The organism is Streptomyces sp. CA-251247, from assembly GCF_050952975.1.
In the GTDB taxonomy this organism is placed as follows: Bacteria; Actinomycetota; Actinomycetes; order Streptomycetales; family Streptomycetaceae; genus Streptomyces; species Streptomyces achmelvichensis.
The window spans coordinates 1,681,427-1,695,540 of the sequence record NZ_CP191861.1; the positions used below are offsets into that span (position 1 = coordinate 1,681,427).

Genomic DNA, 14,114 nt, shown 5'->3' on the forward strand with positions numbered 1-14,114 from the left:
AGGGGGGTGCCGTGCTCGGTTTTCGTGCTCTTAACCGAGTCGTATTGCCGCGCGGCCATGTTCTGCAACTCACCCAAAGGTACGGAGGGTTATTCGGCATTGGCGGGTGAGAAGTAAACCCCCCTTTCAAACCGGACACTCATCCGGATCGCCCGTGGGGCGGGCGGTCCACCGGTGGAGAGGGAAAACTGCATCATGAGCTCAGTCCTGCACCCGGCCGCTCCGGGGCAAGATCCGTCGGTGAACGAAGTGAGCCGCATATCTGCCGTCTACCGGCCGATCTCGTCCCATCTCGCCATCACACCGCCGGTCAGCGTCGTGATTCCCGCAATGAACGAGGCGGAGAATCTGCCGTACGTCTTCAAGACACTTCCGCACTGGATTCACGAAGTCGTGCTGGTCGACGGCAATTCCAGTGACAACACCGTCGAGGTCGCCCGCGAACTGTGGCCGGACGTCAAGGTCGTGAAACAGGCCGGCAAGGGCAAAGGGGATGCCCTGATCAGCGGATTCGCCGCCTGCACCGGCGACATCATCGTCATGGTCGACGCGGACGGGTCGGCCGACGGAAACGAGATCGTCTCCTATGTCTCGGCGCTCGTCTCGGGAGCCGACTTCGCCAAGGGTTCGCGTTTCGCCAACGGCGGCGGCACCGACGACATGACACCGATCCGCAAGCTCGGCAACCGGATCCTGTGCGCCGTCGTCAATGCCAAGTTCGGGGCGAGATACACCGACCTCTGCTACGGCTACAACGCCTTCTGGAAACACTGCCTCGGCGACATCGACCTCGACTGCACCGGGTTCGAGATCGAGACCCTGATGAACATCCGCGTCGTCAAGGCCGGTCTGCGGGTCCAGGAGGTTCCCAGCCACGAGTACCTGCGCATCCACGGCGTCAGCAATCTGCGCGCCGTCCGGGACGGCCTCCGTGTGCTCAAGGTGATCCTCAAGGAGAAGGGTGCGCGCCGCGCGCAGCGCACCCGCCACGCGGCGGCGCCCGACGCGACGGTCCCCCGGGGAGAGACGTCTTGAGCGACCGTCGGTTCTCGGTGGTGATCTGCGTCTACACCGAGGACCGCTGGGAGGACATCCTCGCGGCCGTCGACTCGGTGCGGACGCAGTCGCTGCCGGCTCTCGAGACGCTGCTCGTGGTGGACCACAATCCCGCCCTGCTCGACCGGCTCTCCGAGGAGTACAAGGAGTTCGGCGCGCACGGCGGGTCCGCCGCGGAAGGTGAGGAGGTGCGGGTGCTCGCCAACGCGGGCCCCCGCGGCCTCTCCGCGGGCCGCAACACCGGCATCGCCGTGGCCCGCGGTGAGTTCGTCGCCTTCCTCGACGACGACGCCGTGGCCGAGCGCGACTGGCTGCGGTACTTCGCCGAGGGGTACGACGACCCGCGGGTCATGGCGGTCGGTGGCCGGACCACGGCCGCCTGGGCGTCGGGACGCAGGCCGCGGTGGTTCCCGGAGGAGTTCGACTGGGTCGTCGGCTGCACCTACCGCGGGCTGCCGCCGGGCAAGGTGCGGGTCCGCAACGTGCTGGGCGGCAACGCCTCGTTCCGGCGCGGCGCGTTCGACGCCTCCGGCGGCTTCGCCACCGGAATCGGCCGCGACGGCGACAAACGGCCGCTGGGCTGCGAGGAGACCGAGCTCTGCATCCGGCTCGCCGAAGCGCTGCCGGAAGCGGTCCTCCTCATCGACGACCGCGCGGTGATCCACCACAAGGTCCCCGCCGTCCGCGAACGATTCGCCTACTTCCGTACCCGCTCCTACGCCGAGGGGCTCTCCAAGGCGCTGGTGGCCCGGAGTGTGGGCGCGGGCAAGGGACTGGAGTCCGAACGCCGTTACACCACACGGGTTCTGCCCGCGGGAGTGGTGCGCGGACTGCGGGACGCCGTGCTCGGCCGGCCGGGTGGCGCGGGCCGGGCCGGCGCGATCGTCGCCGGTGTCGCGGCGGCGGCCGGCGGCTATGCCGTGGGCAGCGCCCGGGCCCGCCGCGGCACAGTCACCTTCTCGTCGGGTCCGATCGCGCCCGTGTCGAGCGGGCCGGTGCCGGGAGAGTCACCCGTGCCGGACGCTTCGCTCGCGGCGCCCGTACCGTCCGAGTCACCCGTACCGTCCGAGTCACCCGCGCCGTCCGTGTCCAGAGCCTCCGCGGCCTCCACGGCAGGAGGTCACAGCGGTTGAACCGGCCCGTCCCCATCCTGATGTACCACGCCGTCGCGCACCGGCCGGCCGACGAGACGCTCGGTCTCTCGGTCACCCCCGACGCCTTCGCCGAGCAGCTCGACCTGCTCGACAAGCGCGGGTTCACGCCGGTGACGACGTCGGAGCTGGCCGGTGCCTGGCGGTCGGGCGGCAGCCGTCCGCTGCCGCACCGGCCGGTGCTGATCACCTTCGACGACGGCTACGAGGGCGTGCACCGGCACGCCCTTCCCGTCCTCGCCGGACACGGATTCACCTCGACGCTGTTCGTCTCGACCGGCTGGCTGCGCGGTGAACACGACGAGGGCGGCGCGCTCGACACCATGCTCGACTGGGACCAGGTGCGTGAACTGGCCGCCGCGGGCACGGAGATCGGCGGCCACACCCACACCCATCCCCAGATGGACCAGCTCGACGACGAGCGGCTGCGGTACGAGACCGTCCGGTGCCGCGACATCATCGCCGGTGAACTGGGCGAGCCGCCCGTCTCCTTCGCCTACCCGTACGGCTACTCGAGCCGCCGGGTACGGCGGACGGTCCGGGAGGTGGGCTTCACCCAGTCGCTCGCCGTGGGCAACGCACTCGCCCGCCGCGCCCAGGGGCCGTACGCCCTGGAACGCGTGACCGTACGGCGCAGCACGGACATCGCGGAGTTCGAGCAGTTGATCGAAGGGCGGGCCGTCGCCAGGAACTTCGCCAGGGACCGTGCCCTCACCAAGGGCTACGCCGTCGTGCGCAGGACACGCCGGGCCGTGACACTGCTGCGGGAGGCCCGCACCTGATGCCACCACCGGGCGCGGCCCCACCGGGACGCGCCACCGGTCAAAACACCGTGCGCGGACAGGTTCGGTGACGGATCATGGGCCCCATGTCCGCACAGCCTCAAGACGCACTGCCGATCCGGCTCAACGTCGATGACAGCGATTCGCCGTCGGATGTCGTCGACGCGCTGTTCCTCGGCCGTTTCGCGACGGGCGAGCAGCCGCACTCCCACAGCTCCTCCATCGACCGCGTCAAGTCCGGGGCCACCCTCCTGCCGCCGTCGGCCACCGTGCTGCGCTCGGCCCGCGACGACGACCGCAGTGCCGTGCTCGCCGAGGGCGAGGGCTGGACCCTGCTGGTGTCCCGCTGGAACCGCGGGGCCGATGTCACGGTGACCGCGGTCAGCGAAGAGCTGGCGGAGAAGATCCTCAAGGCGACGACGGACGGCGCGGAGGACGAGCCCGAGCCGCAGCCGGAGAACGTGACGATGGGGTTCTGGTACGTCTCCCCGCGGCGCGGCCCGCACCGCACGACCCGCCAGATCGCCGCCGGCACCTGGGACGAGGTGCGGTCCAACTACACGGCGCCGGTGGCCGACGCGATGGACCGGCTGATGAAGGTCACGCCCGACGACATCGCGGGCCGGCTGCTTCTGCTGCACGGCCCGCCGGGCACGGGCAAGACGTCCGCGCTGCGCACGCTGGCCCGGTCCTGGCGGGACTGGTGCCAGGTCGACTGTGTGCTGGACCCGGAGCGGCTGTTCAACGACGTCGGCTATCTGATGGACATCGCGATCGGCGAGGACGACGGCACCGCCAAGGGACGCTGGCGGCTGCTGCTCCTGGAGGACTGCGACGAGCTGATCCGCGGCGAGGCCAAGCACACGGCGGGCCAGGCATTGTCCCGGCTGCTCAACCTCACGGATGGGCTGCTCGGACAGGGCCGGAACGTCCTGGTGGGAGTGACGACCAACGAGGACCTGGAACGCCTCCACCCGGCGGTGGTCCGCCCGGGCCGGTGTCTGGCCCGTATCGAGGTGGGCTCGCTGACCCGCAAGGAGGCGGTGAACTGGCTGGGCACGGAAGAGGGCGTGGGCCGCGAGGGCGCGACCCTGGCCGAGCTGTACGCCCTGCGCCGCGGTCACAGCCCGGCGTCGGTTCCGACCCAGCAGGGCGTGGACGCGGGGCTGTACCTGTAGCCGGACCGGCGTCGCGGACATTGCGGACGCGCCGCCGCGGTCCTCAGTTGCCGTACGCCGCGCGCAGTGCGTCCGCGACGGCGGCCTCCGCCGCGGCCCGCGTGAGTCCGAGGCGCCGTGCCTCCGCCGCGTACTCCCCCGCCGCCACGGCGGCCCGCCGCTCGGCGGCGTCCCCCGCCGCCGCCACGAACGTCCCGTTCCGCCCGCGCGTCTCGATCACCCCGTCCCCCTCCAGCGCGCGGTACGCCTTGGCGACCGTGTTCGCCGCCAGCCCCAGCTCCTCCGCCAGCCCGCGCACGGTGGGCAGCTTGTACCCGACGGGCAGCCGCCCGGACCGGGCCCGGGCAGAGATCTGCGCGCGCAGTTGTTCGTACGGGGCGGTCGCGGAGTCCGCGTCGATGGCGATCTTCAAGGTCACCCTTCCGATTCTCCCCCACCGGCGGAAATGGGGAGGCGACACGTCCGGGTCCGCGCGTAGCGTCGGCGACCATGACTGTGATCGTCCGTGATTTCCGCCGCGAGGACGCCTCCGCGGTGTGCCGGGTGGCGCGTGGAGTGCTGCCGTACGAGGTGACGACACCCGAGGCCGTCGTGTTCGACGTGGAGAGGGCCAATCCCGCGAAGCATCACCGGCTGTTGGTCGCCGAGCGGGACGGCGAGCTCGTCGGCACGGCTTCGGCGGCCGTGGCGTACGACGCGACGGAGCCGGGGGTGTCGTCCGTCGCGCCGCTGGTCCTGCCCGGGCACCGTGGTCAGGGCGTCGGGGGCCTGCTGCTGCGCACCGCCGAGGAGCATCTGGCCGGCGTCGGCGCGGCCACGGTGTACGCCTGGGTGGCCGACGAAGCTGCCTCGCGCGCCTTCGCCGAGCAACGGGGCTACCGGCCGTCCCGCTCGGCGCACTTCCAGCGGCTGGACCTGGCGAACGGCACACTGCCGCCGCTGCCCCCGCTGCCGGCGGGCGTCGAGCTGCGTACGGTCGCGGACTTCGCGGCCGACCCGCGGCCGATGTTCCGGGCCGACGCGGAGACGACATCCGACGAGCCGGGCGACGTCTCCGTCGACTTCGACGACTACGACGACTGGCTCAACCACACCTGGCACCATCCGCTGCTGGACCACGAGCTCAGCACGGTCGTGATGGTGGACGGCGAGGTCGCCGCGTTCACCGCCGCCCAGTCGGACGGCGGTACGCGCTATCTCTCCGGCATGACCGGCACGCTGCGCGCCCACCGCGGGCGCGGTTTCGCCAAGCTCGCCAAGTCCGATTCGCTGCGCAGGGCCCTGGCCGCGGGCTACACGGAGGCGTTCACCAGCAACGACGCCGGCAACGGACCGATGCTGGCGGTCAACACCTGGTTCGGCTATGAGATCTGTGCGACGGAGGTACGGCATGTCCGAGGGCTCGGTTGAGGTACGGCTCATCAAGGCGGGTGCGACCAAGATGCGCTACCCGGCGGACGTGATCGCCGACGACGGCACCCATCTCGTGGTCCGCGCCGACTACGTTTCCAGCGGGGTCCGTGACTTCGGCTTCATCCGCTTCGAGCCGGGCGACGTGTTCACCGAGCACTACTGGCGCGACCGGTGGTACGCGGTGAAGGAGGTCCGCACCGGCGACGGCGCGTTCAAGGGCTGGTACTGCGATGTGACCAGGCCCGCACGGCTCGTGGGCGGCGAGCTGAGCGTGGAGGACCTGGATCTCGACCTGTGGGTGTCGGCCGACGGATCGGCGATTCTGCGGCTGGACGAGGACGAGTTCGCGGAGAGCGGGCTCACCGAGAGCGACCCGGAGGCCGCCGCGCAGGCCGTCAGAGCGCTCGACGAGCTCGAACTCCTCGCGCGGCAGGGCGCTTTGGCCGAGCTGTCGGCCCGGTACGGCGAGGTGTGAACGGCGATGCGCCCCGCCCCACCGTCGACACGGCTGGGGCGGGGCGCATCCGTTCCGTCATGCCGTCGTGCGACCGCGCCCGGGGATCACCTTCCTGATCAGCGGCCACGCCAGCAGGATCACGATCACGGCGTACACCGTCACCGAGAACGGCGTGTTGACCAGGCCGGTGACGCTGCCGTCGCTGATCTGGAGCGCGCGGCGCAGTTGCTGTTCGGCGGCCGGGCCGAGGATCACACCGATCACCGCCGGCAGCACGGGAAGTCCGTACCGCCGCATCCCGAAGCCGATCAGGCCGATGATCAGCAGGATGACCAGGTCGAGTGCCTCGCCGCCGACCGCGTACGCGCCGACACCGGCGAAGAACAGGATGCCGGCGTACAGGTACGGGCGCGGGATGCGCAGCAGCTTCGCCCACAGGGGCGCCAGCGGCAGGTTCAGCGCGAGCAGCAGCACCATGCCGACGAAGAGCGAGGCGATCAGACCCCACACCAGGTCGGGCTCACGCTCGAAGAGCAGCGGGCCGGGCTGGATCCCGTACTGCTGGAACGCGGCCAGCATCACGGCGGCGACCGCGGTGGTCGGCAGGCCCAGCGTCAGCATCGACACCAGGGTGCCCGCGGCCGACGCCGAGGCCGCCGACTCCGGCCCCGCGACACCTTCGATGGCGCCCTTGCCGAACTCCTCCTTGTGCCGGGACAGCCGCTTCTCGGTGACGTACGACAGGAAGGTCGGGATCTCCGCTCCACCGGCCGGGATCGCACCGAACGGGAAGCCGATGACGGGTCCGCGCAGCCATGACTTCCAGGTGCGCCGGACGTCCGACCTGCCGAGCCAGGGCCGGCCGACCGGGATGGGTTCGCCGCTGCTGCGGCGCAGATGGGCGGCGACCCACAGGGCCTCGCCGATGGCGAAGAGTCCGACGGCGACGATGACGACGTCGATGCCGTCGGCGAGTTGGAGCGATCCGAAGGTGAGCCGCTGCTGTCCGGTCATCTGGTCCAGGCCGACGAGTCCGAGCGTGAGGCCGATCAGCAGCGAGGCCAGACCGCGGATGCGGGAGGAGCCGAGGACGGACGTGACCGCGATGAACGCCAGCACCATGATGGCGAAGTAGTCGGGTGCGCCGATGTCCACCGCGAGTTCGGCGACGGTCGGCGCGAGCACGACGAGCAGGATGGTGCCGATCATGCCGCCGGCGAAGTGGCCGACGGCCGCTGCCGCCAGTGCCTGTGCGCCGCGGCCCGCCTTGGCCATCGGATTGCCTTCGATGGCGGCGACGACGGCGGCGCTCTCGCCGGGGGTGTTCAGCAGGATCGAGGTGGTGGAGCCACCGAACATCGCGCCGTAGTAGATGCCCGCGAACATGATGAACGCGCCGGTGGGCTCCAGCCCGTACGTCACGGGCAGCAGCAGGGCCACCGCCATCGCCGGTCCGATGCCGGGCAGCACTCCGATCGCGGTGCCGAGCAGCACGCCTATCGCGGCCCAGAGCAGATTGATCGGGGTGAGCGCGGTGCCGAAGCCGTCGAGGAGCGAGTTGAGGGAGTCCATCTACAGCACCTCCATCAGCGGACCGCCCGGCAGCGGGACACCGAGCATGTTGTTGAACACGACGTACGTGAGGAGGGAGAGGACCGCGGCGATCAGCGGGTCGCGGTCGAGGTGCCTGCTGCCGAGGGCGAAAGCGGCGCCCCAGAACAGCAGTGCTCCGGCTATGGGGAAGCCGATCGGCCCGATGAGCACGGCGAAGGCGAGGAAGACTCCCGCGAGCAGCAGTACCGTGCGCCAGTCGCTCGGTTCGCTCAGATCGATGTCCTCGCCGCCCTCCGCCTCCCCGCGTCCGCCGCGCAGGACGTCGACGGTGAGCAGTACGGCGACGAGCACCAGGCCGATGCCGACGACGAGCGGCACGGTCTTGGGTCCGACGGGTCCGCGCTGGGCGATGTCGACGTCCATGGTCAGCGCGTCGGTGAGGACGAGCACACCGATGGCCAGCAGCAGGACGCCGACGCCCAGCTCGGAGTGATCGCGCAGCCAGGAGCGGCGGGGCTCCGGTGCCTGTGTGGTGTCCGTGGTGGTCACAGTCCCAGCTCCTTCAGCACCGAATCGACGCTCTTGTCCTGCGCGTCGAGGAAGTCGCCGAACTTCTCCCCGGGGAGGAACGCGTCGTCCCAGCCGTTCTTCTTCATCGACTCCTTCCACTGCTCGGAGTCGTGGAGTTCGCTGATCAGGGCGACGAGTTTGTCGCGCTCGGCGTCGGACAGGCCGGGCGGGGCGACGATGCCGCGCCAGTTGGTGAACTCCGTGTCCAGTCCGGCCTCGCGCAGCGTGGGCGCGTCCAGTCCGGGGACCCGCTTCGGTCCGGTGACGGCGAGCAGCCGCAGCTCACCGGCCTTGATCTGGTCGAGGTACTCCCCGACACCCGAGACGCCGAAGGCGACCTTGTTCCCGAGGATCGAGGCGAGCAGTTCGCCGCCGCCGTCGAAGGGGACGTAGTTGACGGTCCGGGGCGCGATCCCGGCCGCCTGCGCCATCAGCATCGGCGCGAGATGGTCGGGTCCGCCGGGAGACGAACCCCCGCCGACCGGCAGTTTGCCCGGGTTCTTCTTCCAGGCGGCGAGCAGATCCTGGATCGTCTTGTACGGGGAGTCCTTGGAGACGACGACGATGTCCGGCTCCTCGGTGAGCCGGGCGATCGGGGTGGTGTCGGCCAGTGTCTTGGGCGACTTGTTGGTGTGAACGGCGCCGACGACGCCCAGGCCCATGGACATGGCGAGCCTGCCGTTGCCGCGTTCGCCGACGAGCCGGGTCAGTCCGACCGTGCCGCCCGCGCCGGGCAGGTTGAACACCTCGACATTGTGGGTGAGTTCGGCGTCCTCGGCGTTCTTGGCCGCCGTACGGGCAGTGATGTCGTAACCGCCGCCGGGTGTGTTCGGGACCATGAAGCGCAGGCCCGGGATGTGGGTACCGGTGTCGGAACCCTTCCCGGCGGAGAGCAGCGGCGGCCCCACGAGCACCAGCAACGCTGCCCCGAGCAGGGCGAGGGGAGTGCGCAATCGCACGGGAGCCGCCTCTCGGTGGTGGGAGTGTGAAGTGGCCCACATGTTGCCTGCGCGTTGAGAAGCTGTCTCCCTTCCGCAATCAACGGACGTTGTGGTCCTTGTGGTCACGTCCTACCGTGACGGCGTGATGAACGTGCTGGTGGTGGACGACGACTTCATGGTCGCCAAGCTGCACAGCCGCTATGTGTCCGCGACGGAAGGCTTCACGGTCGTCGGTGTGGCCCACAGCGGCGCCGAAGCGCTGCGCGCGGCCGAGCGTCTGCGGCCCGAACTCGTGCTCCTCGACATCTATCTCCCGGACATGGACGGGATCACGGTGCTGCGCGAGCTGCGGGCGGCCGAGGAACGGGACGAGACGCGGGGAAACGTGGACGCGCTGTTCATCACGGCCGCCCGGGACGCCGGTCTGGTGCGGGCGGCGCTGCGCGCGGGGGCGCTGCACTATCTGATCAAGCCGTTCAACCAGGCGGCACTTCAGGAGCAGCTGCGGCACGTGGCATCGCTGCGGTCCCGCTTCGACCGGCTGGGCGAGGCGCGGCAGGAGGACGTCGACCAGATCTTCGGCACCCGGCCGCCCGGTTCACGCGAACTGCCCAAAGGGCTGGCCCCGCACACCGCCGAACTGGTCGAGCGGATCCTGCGGGAGCACGCGGGCGATCTGTCGGCGTCCGAGTGCGCGGAGGCGGGCTCGCTGTCGCGAGTGAGCGCGCGCCGGTATCTGGAGTACTTCGCCGCCGTCGGCCGGGCCGAGGTCACGCTGCGCTACGGCGGCACGGGGCGCCCGGAGCGGCGGTACCGCCTGACCGGCGGCTGAGGCGGAGTGGCGGCTGAGGCGGAGTGGCGGCTGAGGCTTGGACGGCGGTACCGCCTGACCGGCGGCTGAGGCCGGGGCCGCTGCCCGGACCGTGCGCCGGTCGCCCGCGCGGACTCTGCGCGGGACCTCGCCCGCCCGGACGATGCGCGCCCGGGCAGGCGATCCCGCCGACGGGGGACCCGAGGGTCCTCCGCCCGATCGGTCAGAGTGCGCCGAGGTCCGAGCTGACCCAGCGCTGCGGCTGCATGTGGATGACCACCTGCTCGCCGTGGCTCTTCCAGGCCATGTCGACGTAGGCGTCAACCTTGTCGGCCGGCAGATAACGTGCCGAGATCTCCTGAAGAAGCTCCCGGGTGGCGGGGATCGTCTCGGTGACGGGCCCTTCGACGGAGACGTACCGGATGGTGGGCTCCAAGCGGTCGATCATCAGGCAGAACCGCCCCGCCTGCGCGATGGCCCGCCCCTTCCGGGAGTCGCGCCCCGTCATGATCCAGAGGTCACCACCGGGCGCGTACTGGTACCAGATCGGCACGGTCAGGGGCGCCCGCCCCTTCTCCCCCTCGTCCACGGCCAGCGCCGCGACATGGGGCTCGGCGAGGAACTGCTCACGCTCTTCACGGCTCAAGGCCACGGACGGCTCCTTCTGCTCGGCGTCTACTCCTGCTGCCCGAGCCTAGGACGCCGGGACCGTCTGCGGGATGGCACTCGCGCGGGGTGTCGGGGCACGAGGACCGGGTTGTCCGGATCCCCTCGCCCATGATCCGCCGACGGCCGCTGGTCACGCCGCATGGCCGGCGCCATGTGCGAGCGGTGCGGGCCATGCACGTGGCCCGCACCGCTCGCACGCGGGTTCAGGGCGCGTTCAGCCCGAAGTCCTGGGTGCTGGTGTTGATGGCGCCCGGACTGTGGATGTTGCTCTGGGTGCTGATGTTGTTGAACAGGGGGATGACGCCGTTGAGGTTGATCGGCAGAATCGAACCCCCGCCGCCGCCTCCGTTGTCGTCGCAGTCACCGCCGGTGATGGTCGTGGGGTCACTGTCCGAGTCGACCAGACTGCCACCGCCGGAGATGGTGGCGCTGTTGGTGACGGTGCACGGGGCGTCTTCGGCGACCTGCACGATCAGGGTCAGGGCCGGGTAGCTCTCGATCGGCCCCACCGCAGTGTCGTTTGTGCAGGAGATGGACGCTGTGGTGACGGTGCAGTCCCACGAGACGTGGCCCGAGGTACCGACCACGGTGAGCCCTGCGGGCACGACGTCCGTGAGGGTCACCGTGCCGGTGGTCGGGTCCGAACCCTGATTGGTCACCTGGAACTGGTACTCGCCTTGCTCACCCTGCGCGAAGTCTCCCGAGTGGAACTTCTCGAGGGAGAGGACCGGCGCGGCGAACGCCGGCGTCGCGCCCGAAGCGAACGGCAGCACGACACCCGTTCCGATCACTGCGGCCCATGTGGCCACCCGCCGCCTCAACCGCTGCTTTGCCATTGATTCTCCTGTTGCGTCGGTGAATCGCCACGTGGATGGGCTTCCCTGCAGGAACGCCGAAGCACCACCTATGCGGCTGCTCACCGGGGAACGCCTGGCCGGGTGGCCGGATTACGGAAGGAACGGCCACGTCACCCGATCGCCGCGCAGAGCAGTCCGCTCGGCGTAGTACGGCCGTCGCGGTCCGCAGACGTGAAGCCTGTTGTCGTCCCGAGCGGCCCTGAGGGACGCAACTGCACGAACACCTCGTGCGCGTGTGGAGGAAACAGGTGCTCGGCCATGCGCGCTCCGCAGCCTTCCTGTGCTCCCCCTTACCCCGCCCTTAAAGCGAGCATAAGGATGCCCTCCATCCCCTCCCAGCAGGCGATTTCGGCTCGTCGAAGGGCTAGCTTGCTGATCGCCGGGGCTGGTTCGGACTGTCGGTGCCGCTGAGCCACGGGGGGTTGTGCCGCCCGTTCGGGCCCGCCCTGGGATCCCCCCATGTGTCCGTCTTGAGGAGAACGTCACCATGACCGCTCGCCGTAAGGTCACCACGCTCGCCGCACTCGGCGTCGCGCCGATCGTGATCGCCGGGCTTTCCGCCGCTCCGGCCTTCGCCCACGGCTCGATGACGGACCCGGTCAGCCGGGTGTCCGCCTGCTTCGCCGAGGGGCCGGAGAGTCCGGTCTCCGCGGCGTGCAAGGCTGCGGTCGCGGCCGGCGGTACGCAGCCCCTGTACGACTGGAACGAAGTCAACATCGCCAACGCCGCGGGCAATCACCAGCAGTTGATCCCGGACGGCAAGCTGTGCAGCGCGGGCCGCGACAAGTACAAGGGGCTCGATCTGCCCCGTGGTGACTGGCCTTCCAGCAAGATGTCGGCCGGCAACCGCACCTTCCACTACAAGGCGACCGCGCCCCACAAGGGTTCCTTCGAGCTGTACCTGACCAAGGACGGGTACGACCCGACGAAGCCGCTGAAGTGGTCGGACCTGGAGGCCAAGCCGTTCGCGAAGGTCACCGACCCGAAGCTGGTCAACGGTGAGTACGTCTTCGACGGTGTCGTCCCGAACAAGTCCGGCCGCCACCTCGTCTACTCCATCTGGCAGCGTTCGGACTCCCCCGAGGCCTTCTACACCTGTTCCGACGTGGTGTTCGGGCAGGACAACGGTGGCGCGGGCAACGCCCCGACCGCCGCTGCGCCCTCCGAGGAGGAGATAGCCGACGGTGCCGACCAGTCGACCGTGGACCACAACGGTCACGGCGGCGACGGGCACGACGAGGCGGGCAAGGGCTCCGAGCAGAAGGGCACGGAAGCGGCCGGCGAGGAGGCCGGCGAAAAGCCCGCGGACCAGGCCGCCGGCGAGGAGGCCGAGCAGGCCGGGGACAACGCCCCCGAGCCGAACAGCGCCGCTGCCCCGGGCACCTCGGGCAGCGAGAACCTCGCCGAGACCGGTGGTGACAGCAGCACCCCGTACATCGCCATCGGGGGTGCCGCCGCCCTCGCTCTCGGTGCGGCCGCACTGTTCGGCACGGCCCGGCGCAGGGCGACGGCCGGCGGCCGTCACGGCCGCTGAGCAACCCTCGTCGCCGGGTGGCGAAACTGCGCGTCCGTTCTTCGGTGTCAGCTGAAGACGGACGCGCAGGTCGTGCGTCGGGCGTTCGCCGGGTCAAGGGCGTTGGCCACCTCGTGGTACGCGATCCGGTCGAACAGCCCGATGGCGAGATGCTCCGACAGGTTCACCGGGCACAGGTCCTGGACCAGGACGTTCTTGACGCCCGGGCCGTCCAGGTACTGCGAGCGGTAGGGCGTGACCACCTGGTCGTAGCGGGTGGAGATGACGGTGTAGCGCACGCCGGGCACGGTGTCGCCGCCCGCGTTGAGTTTGGTCAGGAAGGCGGAGCCGACGATCTGGTCGGCGAGCCCCGGGGTGGCGGCGCTGAGCAGGTCCTCGGCTCCGGGGAAGTACGGCAGAAGCGCGGTGAGGCCGGACAGCGTGGTGCCGTGATTGTCGGGCGCCAGGCCGACGAGGGCGTTCACCTTGTCGGCGCCGCCGAGGAACTTGAGGTAGTAGCGCGGCATCATGCCGCCCTGGGAGTGGCCGACGAGGTCCGCCTCGGACGCGCCGGTCGCGGCGAGCACCTTGTCGACATAGGTGTCGAGTTGCTCCGCGGACTTGTCGATGGGGCCGAGGCCGTGGAAGAAGGGCACGCCGGGGAGCTGCCCGTAGTCGAGTGAGAAGACGCAGTAGCCACGCTTGACCAGGTACGGAGCGAGGCTGAGCCAGTTGTCGATCGAGTTCCCGAAGGTTCCGTGGACGAGAACGACGGGGCGGGGATGGGTGGCGGAGGGCTTGCAGCTGTAGTTGTTCCAACCGCTGTGGGGTGCCGATGCGGTGGCGGTGTCGGCGGTGACCGAATCGGCGTGAGCGGCGGCTGCGGGAGTCAGGCTGACGGCGGCGGCCAACAGCAGGGCGGCAAGGGGTCTCAGTGCACGTTTCCAGGGCAGCATCGGGCAATCTCCTTGCGGCTCAAGGGAGTAGCGATGGCTGGATTTGTGGTGCCCACGACAAAACTACGCACGAGTAACCGCGACTGGGAAGTTACGCGTCGGTAAAAACTGAACTTGTGTCAATAGGCGATCTCCGCCGGTCAGCGGCGGCACGCGGCACGGCGGGCGGGCACAGCGGTGTACACCATCCGCTCCGGCGGCACCTT

Annotated in this window: 15 protein-coding genes; 8 read left to right on the top strand and 7 right to left on the bottom strand. The window is 70.2% G+C overall.

From position 1 onward, the window contains the following. Positions 1-195 precede the first annotated feature (195 nt). From ACQPWZ_RS07410 to ACQPWZ_RS07425, 4 genes are all read left to right on the top strand, one after another. Positions 196-1,035 (top strand): glycosyltransferase family 2 protein, encoded by an 840-nt coding sequence (locus ACQPWZ_RS07410; protein ID WP_340472284.1) that lies wholly within the window; start codon positions 196-198, stop codon positions 1,033-1,035. Beyond that, positions 1,032-2,189, top strand: coding sequence for a glycosyltransferase family 2 protein (locus tag ACQPWZ_RS07415; RefSeq protein WP_433570935.1), 1,158 nt, complete (start codon positions 1,032-1,034; stop codon positions 2,187-2,189). Before ACQPWZ_RS07410 ends, ACQPWZ_RS07415 begins: the two co-directional genes overlap by 4 nt. 20 nt (positions 2,190-2,209) lie before the next feature. Next, positions 2,210-2,989 carry a polysaccharide deacetylase family protein gene (locus ACQPWZ_RS07420; protein ID WP_356704949.1) on the top strand — a complete coding sequence of 260 codons (780 nt, stop codon included), beginning with the start codon at positions 2,210-2,212 and terminating at the stop codon, positions 2,987-2,989. Between the two features lie 86 nt (positions 2,990-3,075). After that, positions 3,076-4,167, top strand: coding sequence for a DUF5925 domain-containing protein (locus ACQPWZ_RS07425; RefSeq protein WP_340472286.1), 1,092 nt, complete (start codon positions 3,076-3,078; stop codon positions 4,165-4,167). Between the two features lie 43 nt (positions 4,168-4,210). On the opposite strand, the gene ACQPWZ_RS07430 is transcribed toward ACQPWZ_RS07425, so the two are convergent. Beyond that, the gene (locus tag ACQPWZ_RS07430; protein WP_340472287.1) at positions 4,211-4,585 is read right to left on the bottom strand and encodes a GntR family transcriptional regulator; all 375 of its coding nucleotides are present in this window, start codon (positions 4,583-4,585) and stop codon (positions 4,211-4,213) included. A 71-nt stretch (positions 4,586-4,656) separates the two neighbouring features. Between ACQPWZ_RS07430 and ACQPWZ_RS07435 the strand changes: the two genes are divergently transcribed. Then, the gene (locus ACQPWZ_RS07435) at positions 4,657-5,577 is read left to right on the top strand and encodes an N-acetyltransferase family protein (protein ID WP_433570936.1); all 921 of its coding nucleotides are present in this window, start codon (positions 4,657-4,659) and stop codon (positions 5,575-5,577) included. Beyond that, positions 5,558-6,055 (top strand): DUF402 domain-containing protein, encoded by a 498-nt coding sequence (locus ACQPWZ_RS07440; protein ID WP_340472289.1) that lies wholly within the window; start codon positions 5,558-5,560, stop codon positions 6,053-6,055. The genes ACQPWZ_RS07435 and ACQPWZ_RS07440 overlap by 20 nt, the downstream gene beginning before the upstream one ends. 57 nt (positions 6,056-6,112) lie before the next feature. Here the strand turns inward: ACQPWZ_RS07440 and ACQPWZ_RS07445 are convergent, their stop codons facing one another. The 3 genes from ACQPWZ_RS07445 to ACQPWZ_RS07455 are packed head-to-tail and all read right to left on the bottom strand — an operon-like array spanning position 6,113 to position 9,120. Continuing rightward, positions 6,113-7,609, bottom strand: a complete 1,497-nt coding sequence (locus tag ACQPWZ_RS07445) for a tripartite tricarboxylate transporter permease (RefSeq protein WP_340472290.1) — start codon at positions 7,607-7,609, stop codon at positions 6,113-6,115. Further along, the gene (locus ACQPWZ_RS07450) at positions 7,610-8,140 is read right to left on the bottom strand and encodes a tripartite tricarboxylate transporter TctB family protein (RefSeq protein ID WP_340472291.1); all 531 of its coding nucleotides are present in this window, start codon (positions 8,138-8,140) and stop codon (positions 7,610-7,612) included. Beyond that, positions 8,137-9,120, bottom strand: a complete 984-nt coding sequence (locus ACQPWZ_RS07455) for a Bug family tripartite tricarboxylate transporter substrate binding protein (protein ID WP_340472292.1) — start codon at positions 9,118-9,120, stop codon at positions 8,137-8,139. Before ACQPWZ_RS07455 ends, ACQPWZ_RS07450 begins: the two co-directional genes overlap by 4 nt. 127 nt (positions 9,121-9,247) lie before the next feature. On the opposite strand from ACQPWZ_RS07455, the gene ACQPWZ_RS07460 reads away from it, so the two are divergent. Then, complete coding sequence (locus ACQPWZ_RS07460) at positions 9,248-9,934, top strand: response regulator (protein WP_433573779.1); 687 nt, start codon at positions 9,248-9,250, stop codon at positions 9,932-9,934. Positions 9,935-10,136: 202 nt separating this feature from the next. Here ACQPWZ_RS07460 and ACQPWZ_RS07465 read toward each other — a convergent pair whose 3' ends face one another. Next, positions 10,137-10,565, bottom strand: a complete 429-nt coding sequence (locus ACQPWZ_RS07465) for a pyridoxamine 5'-phosphate oxidase family protein (RefSeq protein WP_340472293.1) — start codon at positions 10,563-10,565, stop codon at positions 10,137-10,139. A gap of 220 nt (positions 10,566-10,785) precedes the next feature. Next, complete coding sequence (locus ACQPWZ_RS07470) at positions 10,786-11,418, bottom strand: hypothetical protein (RefSeq protein ID WP_433570937.1); 633 nt, start codon at positions 11,416-11,418, stop codon at positions 10,786-10,788. A gap of 508 nt (positions 11,419-11,926) precedes the next feature. On the opposite strand from ACQPWZ_RS07470, the gene ACQPWZ_RS07475 reads away from it, so the two are divergent. Continuing rightward, on the top strand, positions 11,927-12,973 hold the full coding sequence (locus ACQPWZ_RS07475; protein WP_356704894.1) for a lytic polysaccharide monooxygenase auxiliary activity family 9 protein: 1,047 nt from the start codon (positions 11,927-11,929) through the stop codon (positions 12,971-12,973). Between the two features lie 47 nt (positions 12,974-13,020). On the opposite strand, the gene ACQPWZ_RS07480 is transcribed toward ACQPWZ_RS07475, so the two are convergent. Further along, entirely contained in the window at positions 13,021-13,908 is an 888-nt protein-coding gene (locus ACQPWZ_RS07480) for a lipase family alpha/beta hydrolase (protein ID WP_433570938.1), read from the bottom strand. Positions 13,909-14,114 lie beyond the last annotated feature (206 nt).